The organism is Meiothermus hypogaeus (assembly GCF_003574035.1).
In the GTDB taxonomy this organism is placed as follows: domain Bacteria; phylum Deinococcota; class Deinococci; order Deinococcales; family Thermaceae; genus Meiothermus; species Meiothermus hypogaeus.
In genome coordinates this window covers 1-14,241 of record NZ_QWKY01000045.1, presented here as the reverse complement: position 1 = coordinate 14,241, position 14,241 = coordinate 1, and the positions used below count along the sequence as shown (strand labels likewise).

Below are 14,241 nucleotides of genomic sequence, written 5' to 3'. Positions count from 1 at the left end.
CTTGCTCAGCGCCGGGTCAGGCGTTCGGAGGCCAGCACCAGGAGCACCGTTATTAAAAAAATCAGCGTGGATAGGGCGTGAATCTCGGGGGTGACGCCCCGCCGCACCGAGGCGTAAATCAGGAGGGGCAGGGTTTGCGAGGTGGGGCCGGAGGTGAAAAAGCTAATCACAAAGTCGTCCAGCGAGAGGGTAAAGGCCAGCATGGCCCCGGCCACGATGCCGGGGGTGAGCAGGGGCAGCAGCACGTGGCGCACAAAGTAGCCGTAGCTGGCGTAGAGGTCGCGGGCGGCCTCGTCGAGGTCGTGCCCCAGGCTTTTGAGGCGGCTGCGCACAGTGAGGGCCACGAAGGCAATCTGGAAGGTCACGTGGCCCAGAATCATGGTGAAGAGGCCCGGCTCAAAGAGGCTCGAGACCATGCGAAAAGCCCCAAAGGCCACCACCAGGGCCACTGCAAAGATGATGTCGGGTGTGACTACCGGCAGGTATAGGAGGTTCTCCAGAAAGCCCTGGCTGCGCCGGGGCCAAGGATAGCGCTCGAGGGCAATGGCAAAAAGCGTGCCCAGCACGGTAGCGATAACGGTGGAAACCAGCGCCAGCACGAAGGTGTTGCGGGTGGCCTCGAGGATGTCCGGGTTGTTCAGAAGCCGCACGTACCAGTCCCAGGTGAAGCCCGACCACTGCAAGCCGTAGCGGGTCTTGTTGAACGAGAGCACCGCCACCGCCAGCATGGGCAGGTACAAGAAGGCCAGCGTGGCGATGGCCGTAATGCCCACCCAGGGGTTCAGGCGCACATATGCCTCCTGTCAATAGCCGATAGTCTATGGTTTGTGGCTATTCGACTATGGATCACTGGCCATCGGCTACCGGCCCGCTTCATACCAGATCCACATCCTTCCCCCGGCGGCGGTAGAGGGCCAAACCAATAAGGGTCATGACCATCAGGCCCAGGCTAACCGCCGCTCCGTAAGGCCAGTCGCGGCTGGCGTAAAACTGCTGCTGAATCAGGTTGCCCACCAGAAGATACTTGGCTCCGCCCAGGAGGTCGGGGATGACGAACATCCCCATGGCCGGGATGAAGGTCAGGATCACACCCACCGTAAGGCCCGGCAGGGTCTGGGGCCAGACGGCCTGAAAGAAGGTACGGATGCGGCTGGCGTAGAGGTCCTGGGCTGCTTCCACTAGGCTCCAGTCGAGCCTTTCGACCGAGGAGAACAGGGGCATCACCACAAACGGTAGAAAAGCCGTCACCATACCGATATAGACCGCCAGCGGGCTGGGGTACAGGCCCGCGTCCGGGGCCAGGAGGCCCAGGCCCTGGGCCAGCTTGGCGAAAGGGAAGTCGGGGGCCAGCAGCATCTGCCAGGCGTAGGTGCGGATGACCAGGTTGGTCCAGAAGGGGATGATCACCAACGCCAGCCAAAGGTAGCGGGTGCGCGGGGGGCGGCTGGCAATAAAGAAGGCCAGGGGATAGGCCAGCACGATACAGACCAGGGTGGTGACAAAAGCCACCCAGAGGCTCCGCAGCAGTATCAGGATGGTGTCGGGGCTCCAGCCAAAGATGCCGTAACCCAAGAGGCGGGCGTAGTTTTCCAGATTGAAGCGCCAGACCACCTCGCCGTACTGGCCTCGTTCGGCAAAGGAGAGGGCCACCAGCGAGAGGCCCGGTATCACCAGCAAGCCCAGAATCCAGATAACCGCAGGCAGCAAGAACCACAGCCCTCGGCGGTAGAGCTGGGCGGGGGTGGTGAGTTCGCCGAACCAGACGATGAGCCTATTCATCCAGCACCACCAGCGCATCTGCCGGTAGCTCGGCCCAGAGTTCCTGCCCGGCCTGAAAGGTGGGGTGGGGGGCGGTACGCACGCGAATATCGCAGGGCTCGAGCGAAGACGAGGCCATTGCACTGCTCGATAAACTTTCCCGCAATTCATCGGATGCTCGCGCCCTCCGGGTCTCGAGCGAAGACGAGGCCATTGCACTGCTCGATAAACTTTCCCGCAATTCATCGGATGCTCGCGCCCTCCGGGTCTCGAGCCAGACCTCCTGATAGGCCCCCCGGTAGACCGCCTCGCGCACCCGCACCCTGAGGCCGTTCTGCCGCGGCTCAACCTCGGAAAGCCGCACCCGCTCGGGGCGGATGGCCACGTAGCCCTCGTCCCAGGGGGGGGTGCGGTTCAGGGCCAGCTTGCCAAAAGAGGCCTCGAAACCCATGGGAAGCCGAAGGCCTTTGATAAGGTTGGCCGCGCCCAGAAACTCGGCGGCGTAGCGGGTGCGGGGCCGCTCGTAGACCTCGTCCGGGGTGCCGACCTGCTCGAGGTGGCCCATGCGCATCAGGGCGATGCGATCCGAGACCGCCATGGCCTCGTCCTGGTCGTGGGTGACCAGGATAAAGGTCAGGCCCAGCTGCTGTTGGAGCCGCCTTAGCTGCACCTGCACCTCGGCCCGCAGCTTGGCGTCCAGGGCGCTCATGGGCTCGTCCAGAAGCAGTACCTGCGGCTCGTTGACCAGGGCCCGGGCCAGGGCCACCCGCTGACGCTGCCCACCCGAAAGCTGGTGGGGCAGGCGGTCTTTGAAGCGCTCGAGCTGCAAAATCTCGAGGCCGTACTTGACCCGCCGCTCCACCTCGGCCTTGTCCATGCGGCGGCTTTTAAGCCCAAAGGCGATGTTTTCCCAGACCGACAGGTGGGGAAAAAGGGCATAGCTCTGGAAGACGGTATTGACCGGGCGCTGATTGGCCGGTAGGGGGGTGATGTCCTTGCCCAATAGCACCACCCGGCCCTCGGTGGGCACCTCGAGGCCGGCAATAATCCGCAGCAGGGTGGTTTTGCCGCAGCCCGAGGGGCCCAGCAGGGTAAAGAACTCGCCGGAGGGCACCTCGAGGCTTACCCCGCCCAGCGCGGTAAAGTCGCCAAATTTTTTGACCACGTTCTGTATGGAAAGGGATTCGCCTGTGGCCGGGGGCCGTGCAACGGTGGTCATGGTTGGCGCTCAGATTACCAAAGGGGCCTGGTTTTTGACCAGGGTCTGGCGGTTGCGGCCCTTCAAAAAAATGCCTCCTGCACGTTGATGCAGGAGGCTTTGCGCCAAACACAGGTTATCTGGCTTCGCTCAGGGCCTGCTCGAGGCTTGCCTCCAAAATTTCCAGACCCTTCCTGGCTTCCTCTTCGCTCACCACCAACGGCACCAGGCAGCGGATAACGTTGGCATGCATCCCGGCTTTGAACAAGAGCAGCCCTTTCTCGCGGGCAATCTCCAGCAGGCGCTGGGTGAGCTGGGCGTCGGGGCTCTTGGCAGCGGGGTCTTTGACCAGCTCCATGGCAATCATGGGCCCCAGGCCGCGCACGTCCCCCACGGTCTGGGGGAAGCGGGCCTGAATCTGGCGGAAGCCCTCGTGCAGGATTTCCCCCAGCTTTTGGGCCTTTTCCAGCAGGTTTTCCTGCTCGAAGATGTCCAGTACCGCTAGGGCTGCGGCACAGGCCAGGGGGTTGCCCCCAAAGGTGCTGCCCAGGCCGCCCACAGTGGGCGCGTCCATGATCTCGGCCTTGCCCAGCACCCCGCCGATGGGCAGCCCCCCGCCAATGCTCTTGGCAAAACAGATCAGGTCGGGCTCCACCTCGGCATGCTCGATGGCCCAGAACCTGCCGGTGCGGCCCATGCCGGTTTGGACCTCGTCGTCAATAAACACGATGCCGTGCTTCTGGGTGAGGCTGCGCAGGGCTTTGAGGAAGGGTTTGGGTGCGGGTACAAAGCCCCCCTCGCCGAGCTGCGGCTCGATGATGATGGCGGCCACGCGGTCGGGCTGAATCTGGGTATCGAATACCTCGTGCAGCCCGTCCAGGGCCTTGCGGGTGTCGATGCCGTGGTATTCGCTCGGGTATGGCGCGTGGTAGACCTCGGGGGCAAAGGGGCCAAAGTTCTGGCGGTAGGGGTTGGACTTGCCGGTAAGGGTCATGCCCATCAGGGTGCGCCCGTGGAAGCTGCCCCGGAAGGCAATCACGCCGGGCCGATTGGTGAACGAGCGGGCAATCTTGATGGCGTTCTCGGTGGCCTCCACGCCGGTATTGAGGAAGAAAGCCTTTTTATCGCCGCCGATGGGCGCGGTGGCCGTAAGCCGCTCGGCCAGCTCGATGTAGGGCTCGTAGGCCACGCCGGGAAAGCAGGTATGCATGTACTGGTGCAGTTGCTTTTCGACCGCCTCTACTACCTTGGGGTGGTTGTGCCCCACATTGAGCACCCCAATCCCCCCGAACCAGTCGAGGTATTCCTTGCCCTCGACATCCCAAATTTTGCCACCCTGAGCGCGGGCAATCACGATGGGGTGTACCTGCGAGACGCCTCGGGGCACCACTTTGTGCCGCCGTTCGATCAAGGCCTGGTTTTTGGAAGGGGCTTGAATCATAGATTTCCTCCGATAGTCCGACCTCGAGTGTATCCCGCCTGCCCTCGCTTGTGTACCCCTTGGGTGAGGAGTGTCAGGGCTGGTGCATAAAGCAAACCACTCCTTCCTCCCCCAACGGGGGAGGCTAGGTGGGGGGCCTGATACCCAGGTAGGTCGCCTGCCTACGAGCACAATACCGACTGTCTAAAGCGCACCTGGCAAATGTTTGCGAGGGTTCACACACCGACCCTGGCGAGGAGTGGGGCGATTTTGGGCTGGGTGACAGCTTGAGTTAGACTTATGACGTGCTGAATAAAGTAGCTGCCACGCTGGGTTTGTTGCTACTGACAGGTCTGCTGGTGTATACATCTGCGTATTTTTTCGCCTTGGGCCAAGCACTGTTGAATGGGTTTCATATAGTGCTACTGGGTTTGATGCTTTGGGGATGGTGGGGGGTGTGGCGGGGGCTTAGAGCCTGGGCAGGCTGGGCTTTAGGGGTGCAAGTGTTGCTCACCGTGGGCCTGTACATCATCTATTTGAACAACTAGAGGGTAGTGTATGGAGCATGAACCAGTCAGCCGTACAACTCTTGTGGCCCACCCCGATCCTGGTGCGCAAGTACGACCAAGCGGAGGAAGTTAATGCTGAATTGCTTCGGCTGTTCTATGGTGAGCTGCAAGCCAAAGGGGGCTTGAAGGGCACGGTATATAGCAGCTCAGATGATATCTTGCAGCGCTATCAGAGCCCGGCCCTACAGGCCCTGTTTGGCTTCATTTCCAACGCGGTGTTCGAAGCCGCCAGCGCCATGAACGGGCCCATCTGGCAGCAGGTTGGGGTGCGCAACTTGCAGATGCGGGTGGTGGGGGCCTGGTTCCAGATTCAAAATCGCTTTGGCTTCCACGACATCCATAACCATGGCAACTGTTCCTGGTCGGGGGTGTACTATGTGCAGCTCGACCCTGCCGAGCGACGCCAACAGCACCCGGTTCTGGGTGCGCTCAACGGCATTACCCGGTTTTATGCCCCACATCTGAACCTGTTGGGGGGCGCCCACATGGACATGGGCAACGCCTACATGCAGCAGTCCACCTTCGACGTAACCCCCGAGGAAGGTGTGCTGGTGGTGTTTCCGAGCTGGCTGCTACACAAAGCCATGCCCTACGATGGCGAACGCGACCGGGTAATCATTTCCTTCAATGCCCAGGTGCATGGCGAGCAAGGAAACCAGGCTTTCGAGTATGGCTTTCATTGAAAGTTGATGGCAAAGGAGGCTGGGGCGCCGTAGCGGAAAGTACAGCGATAAGGCTGCCGAATACTGGCGCCTCGGTTGTCGGTGGTGTCCACAAAGGACTCGAGGCTTTGTGTACCGTTCTCGGATTTGAGGGCGCGCAGGTCGCGCCAGAAGCCAGGAAACAGGGGGTTGACCGATGACCCCAGCTCCGCGCGTACGCTGCTGTAGCAGGTCTGGATGGCCTCGTAGCGGGGGAAGAGAAACGCCAGGGCGACCCCCAAAAAAAGCACCAGCACCACCCCAAACACCACCAATGACTCGAGGCGGGCCTTTTGCCCTGCCCGGAGCCGCTCACGCTCGGCCCGAGCCTCTCGCTCGAGGCGGGCGCGCATCTCCATGGGGGTTTCTTCGGGCATGGGTTCCTGCATGAGATAAAGACACTCGTCCCGGGACGACCAGGGCTCACCAATTTTTTTGATTATGAATCATGACCCGCCGATGGAGAAATCCCCCAGAAAGGAACAACAGGCCCGTAACGCAAAACTTTACGGCAAGGGGAACTGGGATGCGAAAGCCTTAACCTCCGCCTTCAGGGCCTGGGCGTCTTCGCCTTTGAGAGCGCGGTCAATGAACTCGGCGATCTGGGGCATATGCTCTTCGGTCATACCCCGGGTGGTGATGGCCGGGGTGCCGATGCGGATGCCCCCGCCGTGGATGATTTTCTCGGTGTCGTAGGGCAGGGTGCTCTTGGAGATGGTGATGTGGGCAGCATCCAGGAGGCGGGTGGCCTTGGTGCCGTTGAGGCCTTGGGGACGCAGGTCAACCACAAAGAGGTGGTTGTCGGTGCCACCTGAAACGATACGATAGCCGCGCTTTTGCATCTCGGCGGCCAGGGCCCGGGCATTTTTGATGATCTGGGCGGCGTAGGTTTTGAAAGCAGGTTGCAAAGCCTCCCAGAAAGCCACCGCTTTACCGGCGATGACGTGCTCTAGCGGCCCACCCTGGGTTCCGGGGAAGATGGAGCGATCCAGAATGGCGGCCATCTCGAGGTCATTGGATAAAATCAGGCCCGAGCGCGGCCCCCGCAGGGTCTTGTGGGTGGTGGAGGTGACCACGTGGGCGTAGGGCAGGGGCGAGGGGTGCAGACCTGCGGCCACCAGCCCCGCGATGTGGGCGATGTCGGCCATCAGGTAGGCCCCCACTTCGTCGGCAATCTCGCGGAAGGCTTTGAAGTCGAGGATGCGGCTATAGGCGCTGGCCCCGCAGATGATCATTTTGGGCTTGTGCTCCAGCGCCAGGGCGCGCACATCTTCCATGTGCAGCAGCTCGTCTTCCTGGCGCACCTTGTAGCCAAAGAACTTGTAGTTGAGGCCCGAGAAGTTGACCGGGGAACCGTGGGTCAGGTGGCCGCCGTGCGACAGATCCATGCCCAGCACGGTGTCGCCGGGTTTGAGCAGGGCGGCATACACCGCGATGTTGGCGCTCGAGCCCGAGTGGGGCTGCACGTTGGCCCAGGCCGCCCCAAAGAGCTGTTTGACCCGCTCGATGGCCAGGGTTTCGACCTGGTCTACAATCTCACAACCACCATACCAGCGCTTGCCGGGGTAGCCCTCGGCATATTTGTTGGTGAGCACACTGCCTACCGCCTCGCGCACCGCCGCCGAGGTGAAGTTTTCCGAGGCGATGAGCTCCAGGCCGTTGCGCTGGCGCTCTTCTTCCTGACGGATCAGGTCGAAGACCAGCTCGTCGCGGGGGAGATTTTCGGGAGCCTTGATCACCCTTCAAGTATAGCAATATCCAAGCGGCCCCCAATCCGGTACACTTAGGAGTATGAGCGTTTTGGGGCGTATCTCTTTGATTCTCGGGCTTATCCTGCTGATCGTGGCGATTATCCTGGCCACGCTGAATTTCATCACCATCCGCGACTACCTGGTGGCCCTCACGGCCCAGCGCAGCCGGGACTTTTACAACGTGAACCCCCGCCTCTGGATTACCTACCTGGTGGTTTTTGGCTCGGGTCTGTTTTTGGGCCTGGGGATGGTCTGGAGCGTGATGGCCCGGCGCCAGCACCGGGCTACTGAGTAAAACCTTGGCTGGCTACCTCTACGTTTTAGCCGCAGCTTGCTTGTGGGGTCTCCTGGGGGTTGTCTCGAGGTGGGCCTTCGAACAGGGGGTGAGCCCCCTCGAGGTGGCCTTCTGGCGGGCTGCCCTGGGCGCGGGGCTGTTCGGCGCTCAGGCCGTGCTGATGCAACAGGTGCGCCTCGAGCGCCCCGACCGCTGGGCGGTGCTGGGCTTTGGCCTGGTGGGTATCTCGCTTTTTTACGGGGCTTATCAGCTGGCCATCGAGAGCGGCGGGGCGGCTTTGGCAGCGGTGCTTCTGTACACTGCCCCGGCCATTGTGGCTTTGTTGTCCTGGCTTTTCCTGCGCGAGCCGATGGACGCTCACAAGCTGGCGGCGGTGGGCCTGACCCTGCTGGGCGTGGCGCTGGTGAGCCTGCAAGGGGGCGGGGTGAAGGTGAGCCTGGCGGCCCTTTTCTGGGGGTTGCTGTCGGCCCTGACCTACGCCACCTATTACCTCTTTGGCAAGCTCTACCTGCATAGATACACCACCCCTACGGTGTTTTTGTATGCGCTGCCGGTGGGAGCACTGGGGCTCTTGCCTTTTGTGGATTTTGTGCCCAAAAACGCCGAGGCCTGGGCGGCCATTGCCTTCCTCACGGTGGCATCGACCTTTTTTGCGGTCACGCTCTACTTTGCCGGGCTCAGGCGCCTCGAGGCCACCCGCGCTTCAGTGGTGGCGACCATCGAGCCCGTGGTGGCGGCCTTTGCGGCCTGGCTGTGGTGGGGTGAGCGCTTCAGCCTGCTGGGGTATCTGGGGGCCGGTTTGGTGCTTTTGGGGGTGTTGTGGATGGTTTTGAAGCCGCCCAAAGCTGTTCTCGAGGTTCCACGCTCGACCTGAACCACTGCTCACCTGCCTGCTGGGGTCGGATTGTAGACTGAGATAAGCGTTATAACGCTCAGGAACGGGCTGGAGGTAGCGGGTGCATGGATTGAGGCGGTGGATTTTAGGGGTGTTGCTCCTGCTGGGCTTTGTGTGGGCCCAGCAGAAAATTGCCGTTATCTTCACCTACGACCCTCCCTATGGCCTCGAGGTGCGCTCGGTGAGCCTGCGCGGGAGTTTCAACAACTGGGCCGAGCTGCCCATGCAAAAAACCGAAGAAGGGGTCTGGCAGGTAGCGGTAGAACTGCCCCCCGGCCCGGTGCAGTACAAGTTCTTTATCAACGGGCAATGGCCCCGCAACATGTGCGAGGACGAGACCTTCGGTACCCCGCAGGTAGACCTCGAGGCCCAGGGCTGTGTAGACGACGGCCAGGGGGGACAGAACGCCCTGCGCGAGGTGGGCCGGGTTGCCGACCAACTGCCCGATACCGGCGGGCTGGCCCTGGTGCACGAACCCAACCAACCACAGTTCGTCTCGCAGGCGGCAGGCCGCCTTTCGGTGCGCTTCCAGGTGCCCCAGGGCAGCATCCAGCAGGCGGTGCTGCTGGCCGACAAACCCTACCCCATGGCTTTGCAACTCACCGCACCAGACGCAGAGGTCTGGCGGGCTGCGCTGCCGCTCAGCGTGCAGATGTACCGCATTCAGGTGGTGGATAGAGAAGGTCAAGAACAGACCTTTGGCCCCTACCAAATCCCCGCGAAGCCCTTCCGGGCGGTGGACTGGGTGGCGGGGCGGGTGGGCTACCAGATTTTCCCCGACCGCTTCTGGAACGGCGACCCCAAGAACGACCGCCGGGCCCTGGAAACCAGCCAGGCTCGCTTCGACCAGACCTGGACGGGCAAACTGCCCTACCTTTCGCGCTGGAACGACCCGCCGGACGATTACCACTGCTGCCAGCAGTACTACGGTGGCGACCTGGCCGGGGTGCTGGCGCGTCTGTCGCACCTGCGGGCGCTGGGGGTGAACCTGATTTACTTCAACCCCCTCTTCGATTCGGGCTCGGCCCACGGCTACGACACCCACGATTACGTGCGCGTAGCCCCCCGCCTAGGCGATAACGCCCTCCTAAAGCAACTCCTGGCCGAGCTAAAGCGCCAGGGTATCAAGGTCATCTTCGACTTTGTGCCCAACCACACCGGCCTGGGGCACTGGGCCTTTCAGGACGTGGTGAAGAAAGGGCGAGCCTCCCGCTACTGGAACTGGTACTTCGTCCGCCGGTGGCCCTTCACCCCTGGGGATGGGCGGGCCTATGTGGGCTGGGCCGATCTGGGCAGCCTGCCCAAGCTCAACACCGCCAACCCCGAGGTGCAGGACTATTTGATCCGGGTCTCCAAGTTCTGGCTCAACTTTGGCTTCGATGGGATTCGGGTGGATGTGGCGAATGAAATAGCCCCCGAGTTTGTGCAGAAGTGGCGGGCCGAGCTCAAGGCCCTGAAGCCCGAGGTGTACCTGGTGGGCGAGGTCTGGGATCTGCGCCCGCAGTACCTGCAAGGCGATCAGTTTGACTCGCTGATGAACTACACCGTGGGACGGGGGGGCTCGCCTCCGGCTTTTGGGGGCGTGCTGGGCTTTGCCCGGGGTGGGCCTTTGCAAAATGGACGGCGGGTGCTTTCCGAGCTGGCGCGGGTCTATGCGGCCTACCCCGAAGCGGTAGCGGCCATGGGCTTCAACCTGATCGGTTCGCACGACACCCAACGGGTACTCACCGACCTGGGGGGTGGGGGGCTGCGCGATGCCCCATCGCCCGAAGCCCTGGCCCGGCTCAGGCTGGCCTCGGCCATGCTCTACGCCCTGCCGGGGGCTTCAGTGTTTTTCCAGGGCGAGGAATGCGGTTTTACCGGTGAGCGGGGGCAGTGGCCGGTGAACGAGCTGTATCGGTATCCACTTCAGTGGGAGAAGTGCCGGGCCGAGGTACTGCGCCACTATCAGTTGCTGGGCCGGCTCAAGGGCCAAATCAAAGCGTTCCAGAGCCCGCTCTTCCGCACCTATCTGAGCGAGGGCTCATTGCTGGCTTTCCTGCGAGGCGAGCCGGGGGTAGGCGAGGTGCTGGCGGCTTTCAACAACGGCACTGAGCGGATAAGCCTGCGCTTGCCCGAGGGCCGGTGGCGCGATGTGGTGGAAGGGCGTGCCTATCAGGCGCAGGTGGGGCTGCCTGGGCTGGGGTGGCGGTATCTGGAGCGGATGCAGTAAGTTCCTCTAAGGGAAAACCCGCACCCATAAAACTATATTGAGCACGGTGCGTTCATTACTGAGTAAAACGTTCAGGTTGCTGCTGAGTTCATAGCTGGAGAAGAGGTAAATGTAACTGGCGCTGAGCTGGGCCCGTAGGGGATGGTCCAACAGCAGGTAAGTACTCAGGTTCCAACTGGCGTCCTCCCCCTGGGGAAAGACCCACTGCCCGGCCAGGAAATGGCTTGCAGCCAAGAGAGGCGAGGTGCTGGCGTAGCCCCCCTCGAGCGCCCACCAACCCTCGCCCAGGCTACCGCTCAGGCCCAGCGCGTAGCGGGTCTTGGGGGGGTCGAGCAAAAGCCAGCCTTCCCCGTAGACCACCAGCCCCGCCACGGTACCGCTCCCGCCCAGGCCCAGCACGGGGCGGGCGGGGTAGAGGGCGTGGGCCTCGAGTTCAAACTCGCCAAACTCCCGCCGCAGGCTCAGGACGGGAACCAGCCGGCCCGCCTCTTCCAACACTGCCAGGCGCAGCCGGGTGACTTCGGGGTTCCAGCTCATTCGCACACCCCAGCGGCCCTGGCGGCTGCCCAGCGAACCGACGGGCTCCAGGCTATAGGGCAGCGCGAGGCGGGCGACTTCCAGCGGCAGGCGCTCGAGTCCCGCGCTTACGTCCAGCTCGCCCTCGCGGTAGAGCATGTACAGCTCGGTCAGGCCCGCATCGGTGGTAACTGCAGTAGAAAAGCGCACCCCAGGATCCAGCACCAGTTGAAAGCGCAGGGGGCTCAGGTCGTAGCGGGCCTCGAGGTGAGCCCCAAGGCTCCAGCTTGTGGTCAGGGGTGTATGGCTGATGGCCAGGGCAGTGCTATAGCGAAGCTCGAGCCGGGTCTCCAGGTTTTGCGCCAGGATGGGCTGAAGGCAAACCGCTACTAGCCATGAGCTCAGCGCTACGAACCACGAGCGATGCGCAATACGCTGCTGGCCCTCGACGAAGCTACGCCGCAATCTGCCCATCCTCGAGCCGCACAATCCGGTCTACCCGCTCCAGTAGCCTGGGGTCGTGGGTGCTGAAGACAAAGGTGACGCCATGTTCGCGGTTAAGGGTACGCATGTGCTCGATCAGGGCCAGGCCGGTCTTGGAGTCGAGGTTGGCGGTGGGCTCGTCGGCCAGGATAATTTTGGGCCGGGCGGCCAGGGCGCGGGCTACCGCTACGCGCTGCTGCTGTCCACCCGAAAGCTGGTTGGGGCGGCGGTGGGCAAAGTCCTTCATGCCCAGGGTTTCCAGCGCGCCGAGGGCTTTGGACTCGCGCACCTCCCTGGGTTCACCGCGCAGCTCGAGTACAAAGGCTGCGTTCTCGAGGGCCGTGAGCACCGGAATCAGGTTGTAGGCCTGGAACACAAAACCCACATTCCACAGGCGCAGATCGGACAACTGGGCCCTGGACAGGCCATCGATGCGTTTGCCGCCCAGCCAGACCTCGCCTGAAGTGGGTTTGTCGAGGCCCCCCATCAGGTGCAAAAGGGTGCTCTTACCGCTGCCCGAGGGCCCGGCTAACGCGATGAACTCGCCTTGGTGCACCTCCAGGCTCACCCCCTGCAACGCGGGGGTTTCCACGGTGTCCACCTTATAAATCTTTTTGAGGTTTTTGACCTGCAAAACTGGATTCATTCGCCACCTCGGGTTCAAGCAGTAAAGCGCATGGCTTCTACGGGCTCCAAGCGGGCCGCGACCCTGGCTGGCCACCAGGCCGCCAGCAGGCCGGTGATCAAGGTAAAGCCCAGCGTGATGGGAATATCCCAAGCCCCGAGGCTCAGGTACACCTTCTCGGGCAGACCAAACACCCCACCCACCTCGCCGTAGAGGGCCTCGAGCGAGAACCCCCCGGAGAGGGCCGCAATGGTAGCAAGCCCCAGCACCCCGCCCACCAGAGTGCCGCTCGAGCACAGGAGCAGGCTTTCCAGTACCACCATCCGGGTCACCTGGGCCGGGCCCGCCCCCAGGGCCACGATCACGCCCAGCTCACGGGTGCGCTCGAGCAGACCTAGATAAATGGTGTTGACCACCAGAAGCCCCGCCAGCCCAAAAAAGATAGCGGCAAAAATCAGTACCAGGGGCGTAAGCAGGTTGAAAATTTGCGCAATAGCGGGGCTGGCCTGCCGCCAGCTTTCCAGGCTCAGGCCAGGCCCCAGACTGGCCGCGAGCTGGGGCTGGAGGGTGTCTAGCTGGTTATCCTGGCTGTATCGGGTGAAGGGGAAATGTAACTCGATGCGGGTAGCACTGCCCGGCGCGGCCAGCTCCTGGGCGGCAGCCAGCGCGAGGTAGGCGCTCTGGGCCTCTGTAGCCGGGTCGGGGAAGCGCAGCAGCCCGACCAGCCGGTAGGCCCCGGCCCCCCGCCCTTCCGTGCCCGGCGCGTACACATAGACCGGGTCGCCCAGCCCCACCTTGAGGGCCCGCGCCAGCGAGACACCCAGTGCAATGCTCTCCAGGTCGCCTGTCTCCGGCAGACGCCCTTCAACCAGCGACTGCTTCACAAAGCGTTCGCGCAGCTCGGAAGGGCGCTGGTCGCCAATCAGCAAGACCCCCCTGGAACGGGTTTCGCCGGCCACCAGCGCGGGAATCTCGAGGGCCACCACCCGGCTCGCCTGGGTCTGGGTGGCCAGCCGAGCTTCTACCTGGGCCGCATTGGGAATGAGCAAGTCGCGGAACTCGCGCTTTTCGCGGTAGCCCTCCACCCGCACCTGCAAGTGCCCCACCGAGGCGGTGAGGTTGTTGTAGATGCCGTTTTCCATGGCTCCCAGGAAGCTCAGGTAGACCAGCGTAAAATACACCGCCAGACCCACCGCACCCGCTGTCATCAGGCTGCGCCCACGGTGCCGCCAGATGTTGCGCCAGGAAAGGCTGAAGAGGTTGAACATGTGTGCCTCGCTTCTACCTGTTTACTGCCCAAAGCTCTAAGCCGATAGCGGATCGCCCATAGCGAGCATCGTCGGTATTCCACCCTCTTGACCCTTGACTCTGGACGTTCTTTGGGCCTGCGACATATGGCCTCGAGGTTCCGGCGTCTTTGCGAACTTGCCTTAGCAACCGGCCTCCAGTGCCCGCACCGAAAAGCAGCTTTCGGGGATGGCCTGGCCAAAGCGGTAGTTGCTGTAGACCACGCTGGTGCGATGACCCGTACGTAGCAAGTCTTCTACCGTGGTCTGGGTGGGGAAGCTGCGTCCGCCTACCTGGGCGAACTGGGCAAAGGTAATCTTTCGTACTGCCTGGCCCCGCTGGTCGTAGTAGAGCACCTCGCGCGGCACGAAACCGGGCTTGCTGGCCTGCAACACGAGCTTGCCGTAGGGGGTGGGGGCCTGGGGCTGATGCGAACGCTGGCGCATGGTGGCCTCCTCTAGCAGGTTACCCACAATCGCGTACCTTCGCGCGAGACCGGGGTACCCAGTTCCGCCGAGAGCATTTGCATCC

15 protein-coding genes are annotated in these 14,241 nt (G+C 62.7%); 5 read left to right on the top strand and 10 right to left on the bottom strand.

The features are described 5' to 3' along the window. Positions 1 to 5: 5 nt before the first annotated feature. From Mhypo_RS11535 to gabT, 4 genes are all read right to left on the bottom strand, one after another. On the bottom strand, positions 6 to 728 hold the full coding sequence (locus Mhypo_RS11535) for an ABC transporter permease (protein ID WP_371862128.1): 723 nt from the start codon (positions 726 to 728) through the stop codon (positions 6 to 8). Between the two features lie 145 nt (positions 729 to 873). After that, a complete protein-coding gene (locus tag Mhypo_RS11530; RefSeq protein ID WP_119341441.1) occupies positions 874 to 1,779 on the bottom strand; it encodes an ABC transporter permease in 906 nt (301 codons plus the stop codon). Then, entirely contained in the window at positions 1,772 to 2,977 is a 1,206-nt protein-coding gene (locus Mhypo_RS11520; RefSeq protein ID WP_240637232.1) for an ABC transporter ATP-binding protein, read from the bottom strand. Before Mhypo_RS11520 ends, Mhypo_RS11530 begins: the two co-directional genes overlap by 8 nt. A gap of 115 nt (positions 2,978 to 3,092) precedes the next feature. Continuing rightward, positions 3,093 to 4,397 (bottom strand): 4-aminobutyrate--2-oxoglutarate transaminase, encoded by a 1,305-nt coding sequence (gene gabT, locus Mhypo_RS11515; RefSeq protein WP_119341440.1) that lies wholly within the window; start codon positions 4,395 to 4,397, stop codon positions 3,093 to 3,095. A 284-nt stretch (positions 4,398 to 4,681) separates the two neighbouring features. Here gabT and Mhypo_RS11510 point away from each other — a divergent pair, with 284 nt between their 5' ends. Next, positions 4,682 to 4,924 carry a hypothetical protein gene (locus Mhypo_RS11510; protein ID WP_119341439.1) on the top strand — a complete coding sequence of 81 codons (243 nt, stop codon included), beginning with the start codon at positions 4,682 to 4,684 and terminating at the stop codon, positions 4,922 to 4,924. A 17-nt stretch (positions 4,925 to 4,941) separates the two neighbouring features. Further along, positions 4,942 to 5,628 (top strand): TIGR02466 family protein, encoded by a 687-nt coding sequence (locus Mhypo_RS11505; RefSeq protein WP_119341438.1) that lies wholly within the window; start codon positions 4,942 to 4,944, stop codon positions 5,626 to 5,628. Here the strand turns inward: Mhypo_RS11505 and Mhypo_RS11500 are convergent. Beyond that, positions 5,622 to 6,023 (bottom strand): hypothetical protein, encoded by a 402-nt coding sequence (locus Mhypo_RS11500; protein ID WP_119341437.1) that lies wholly within the window; start codon positions 6,021 to 6,023, stop codon positions 5,622 to 5,624. The genes Mhypo_RS11505 and Mhypo_RS11500 overlap by 7 nt on opposite strands. Before the next feature lie 129 nt (positions 6,024 to 6,152). After that, positions 6,153 to 7,385, bottom strand: a complete 1,233-nt coding sequence (gene glyA / locus Mhypo_RS11495; protein ID WP_119341436.1) for a serine hydroxymethyltransferase — start codon at positions 7,383 to 7,385, stop codon at positions 6,153 to 6,155. 52 nt (positions 7,386 to 7,437) lie between these two features. Between glyA and Mhypo_RS11490 the strand changes: the two genes are divergently transcribed. The 3 genes from Mhypo_RS11490 (at position 7,438) to Mhypo_RS11480 (ending at position 10,799) form a co-directional block, all read left to right on the top strand. Further along, positions 7,438 to 7,692, top strand: coding sequence for a hypothetical protein (locus tag Mhypo_RS11490; protein WP_119341435.1), 255 nt, complete (start codon positions 7,438 to 7,440; stop codon positions 7,690 to 7,692). Positions 7,693 to 7,696: 4 nt separating this feature from the next. Next, a complete protein-coding gene (locus tag Mhypo_RS11485) occupies positions 7,697 to 8,566 on the top strand; it encodes a DMT family transporter (protein WP_119341434.1) in 870 nt (289 codons plus the stop codon). Positions 8,567 to 8,648: 82 nt separating this feature from the next. Beyond that, positions 8,649 to 10,799 carry an alpha-amylase family glycosyl hydrolase gene (locus tag Mhypo_RS11480; RefSeq protein ID WP_119341433.1) on the top strand — a complete coding sequence of 717 codons (2,151 nt, stop codon included), beginning with the start codon at positions 8,649 to 8,651 and terminating at the stop codon, positions 10,797 to 10,799. A gap of 6 nt (positions 10,800 to 10,805) precedes the next feature. Here Mhypo_RS11480 and Mhypo_RS11475 read toward each other — a convergent pair whose 3' ends face one another. The 4 genes from Mhypo_RS11475 to Mhypo_RS11460 form a co-directional block, all read right to left on the bottom strand. Continuing rightward, complete coding sequence (locus tag Mhypo_RS11475) at positions 10,806 to 11,789, bottom strand: hypothetical protein (protein WP_244947019.1); 984 nt, start codon at positions 11,787 to 11,789, stop codon at positions 10,806 to 10,808. Next, positions 11,770 to 12,444, bottom strand: a complete 675-nt coding sequence (locus Mhypo_RS11470) for an ABC transporter ATP-binding protein (protein ID WP_119341432.1) — start codon at positions 12,442 to 12,444, stop codon at positions 11,770 to 11,772. The genes Mhypo_RS11475 and Mhypo_RS11470 overlap by 20 nt, the downstream gene beginning before the upstream one ends. Before the next feature lie 14 nt (positions 12,445 to 12,458). Further along, entirely contained in the window at positions 12,459 to 13,691 is a 1,233-nt protein-coding gene (locus Mhypo_RS11465; protein ID WP_119341431.1) for an ABC transporter permease, read from the bottom strand. Between the two features lie 162 nt (positions 13,692 to 13,853). Then, positions 13,854 to 14,156 (bottom strand): outer membrane lipoprotein-sorting protein, encoded by a 303-nt coding sequence (locus tag Mhypo_RS11460; RefSeq protein WP_240637230.1) that lies wholly within the window; start codon positions 14,154 to 14,156, stop codon positions 13,854 to 13,856. Positions 14,157 to 14,241 lie beyond the last annotated feature (85 nt).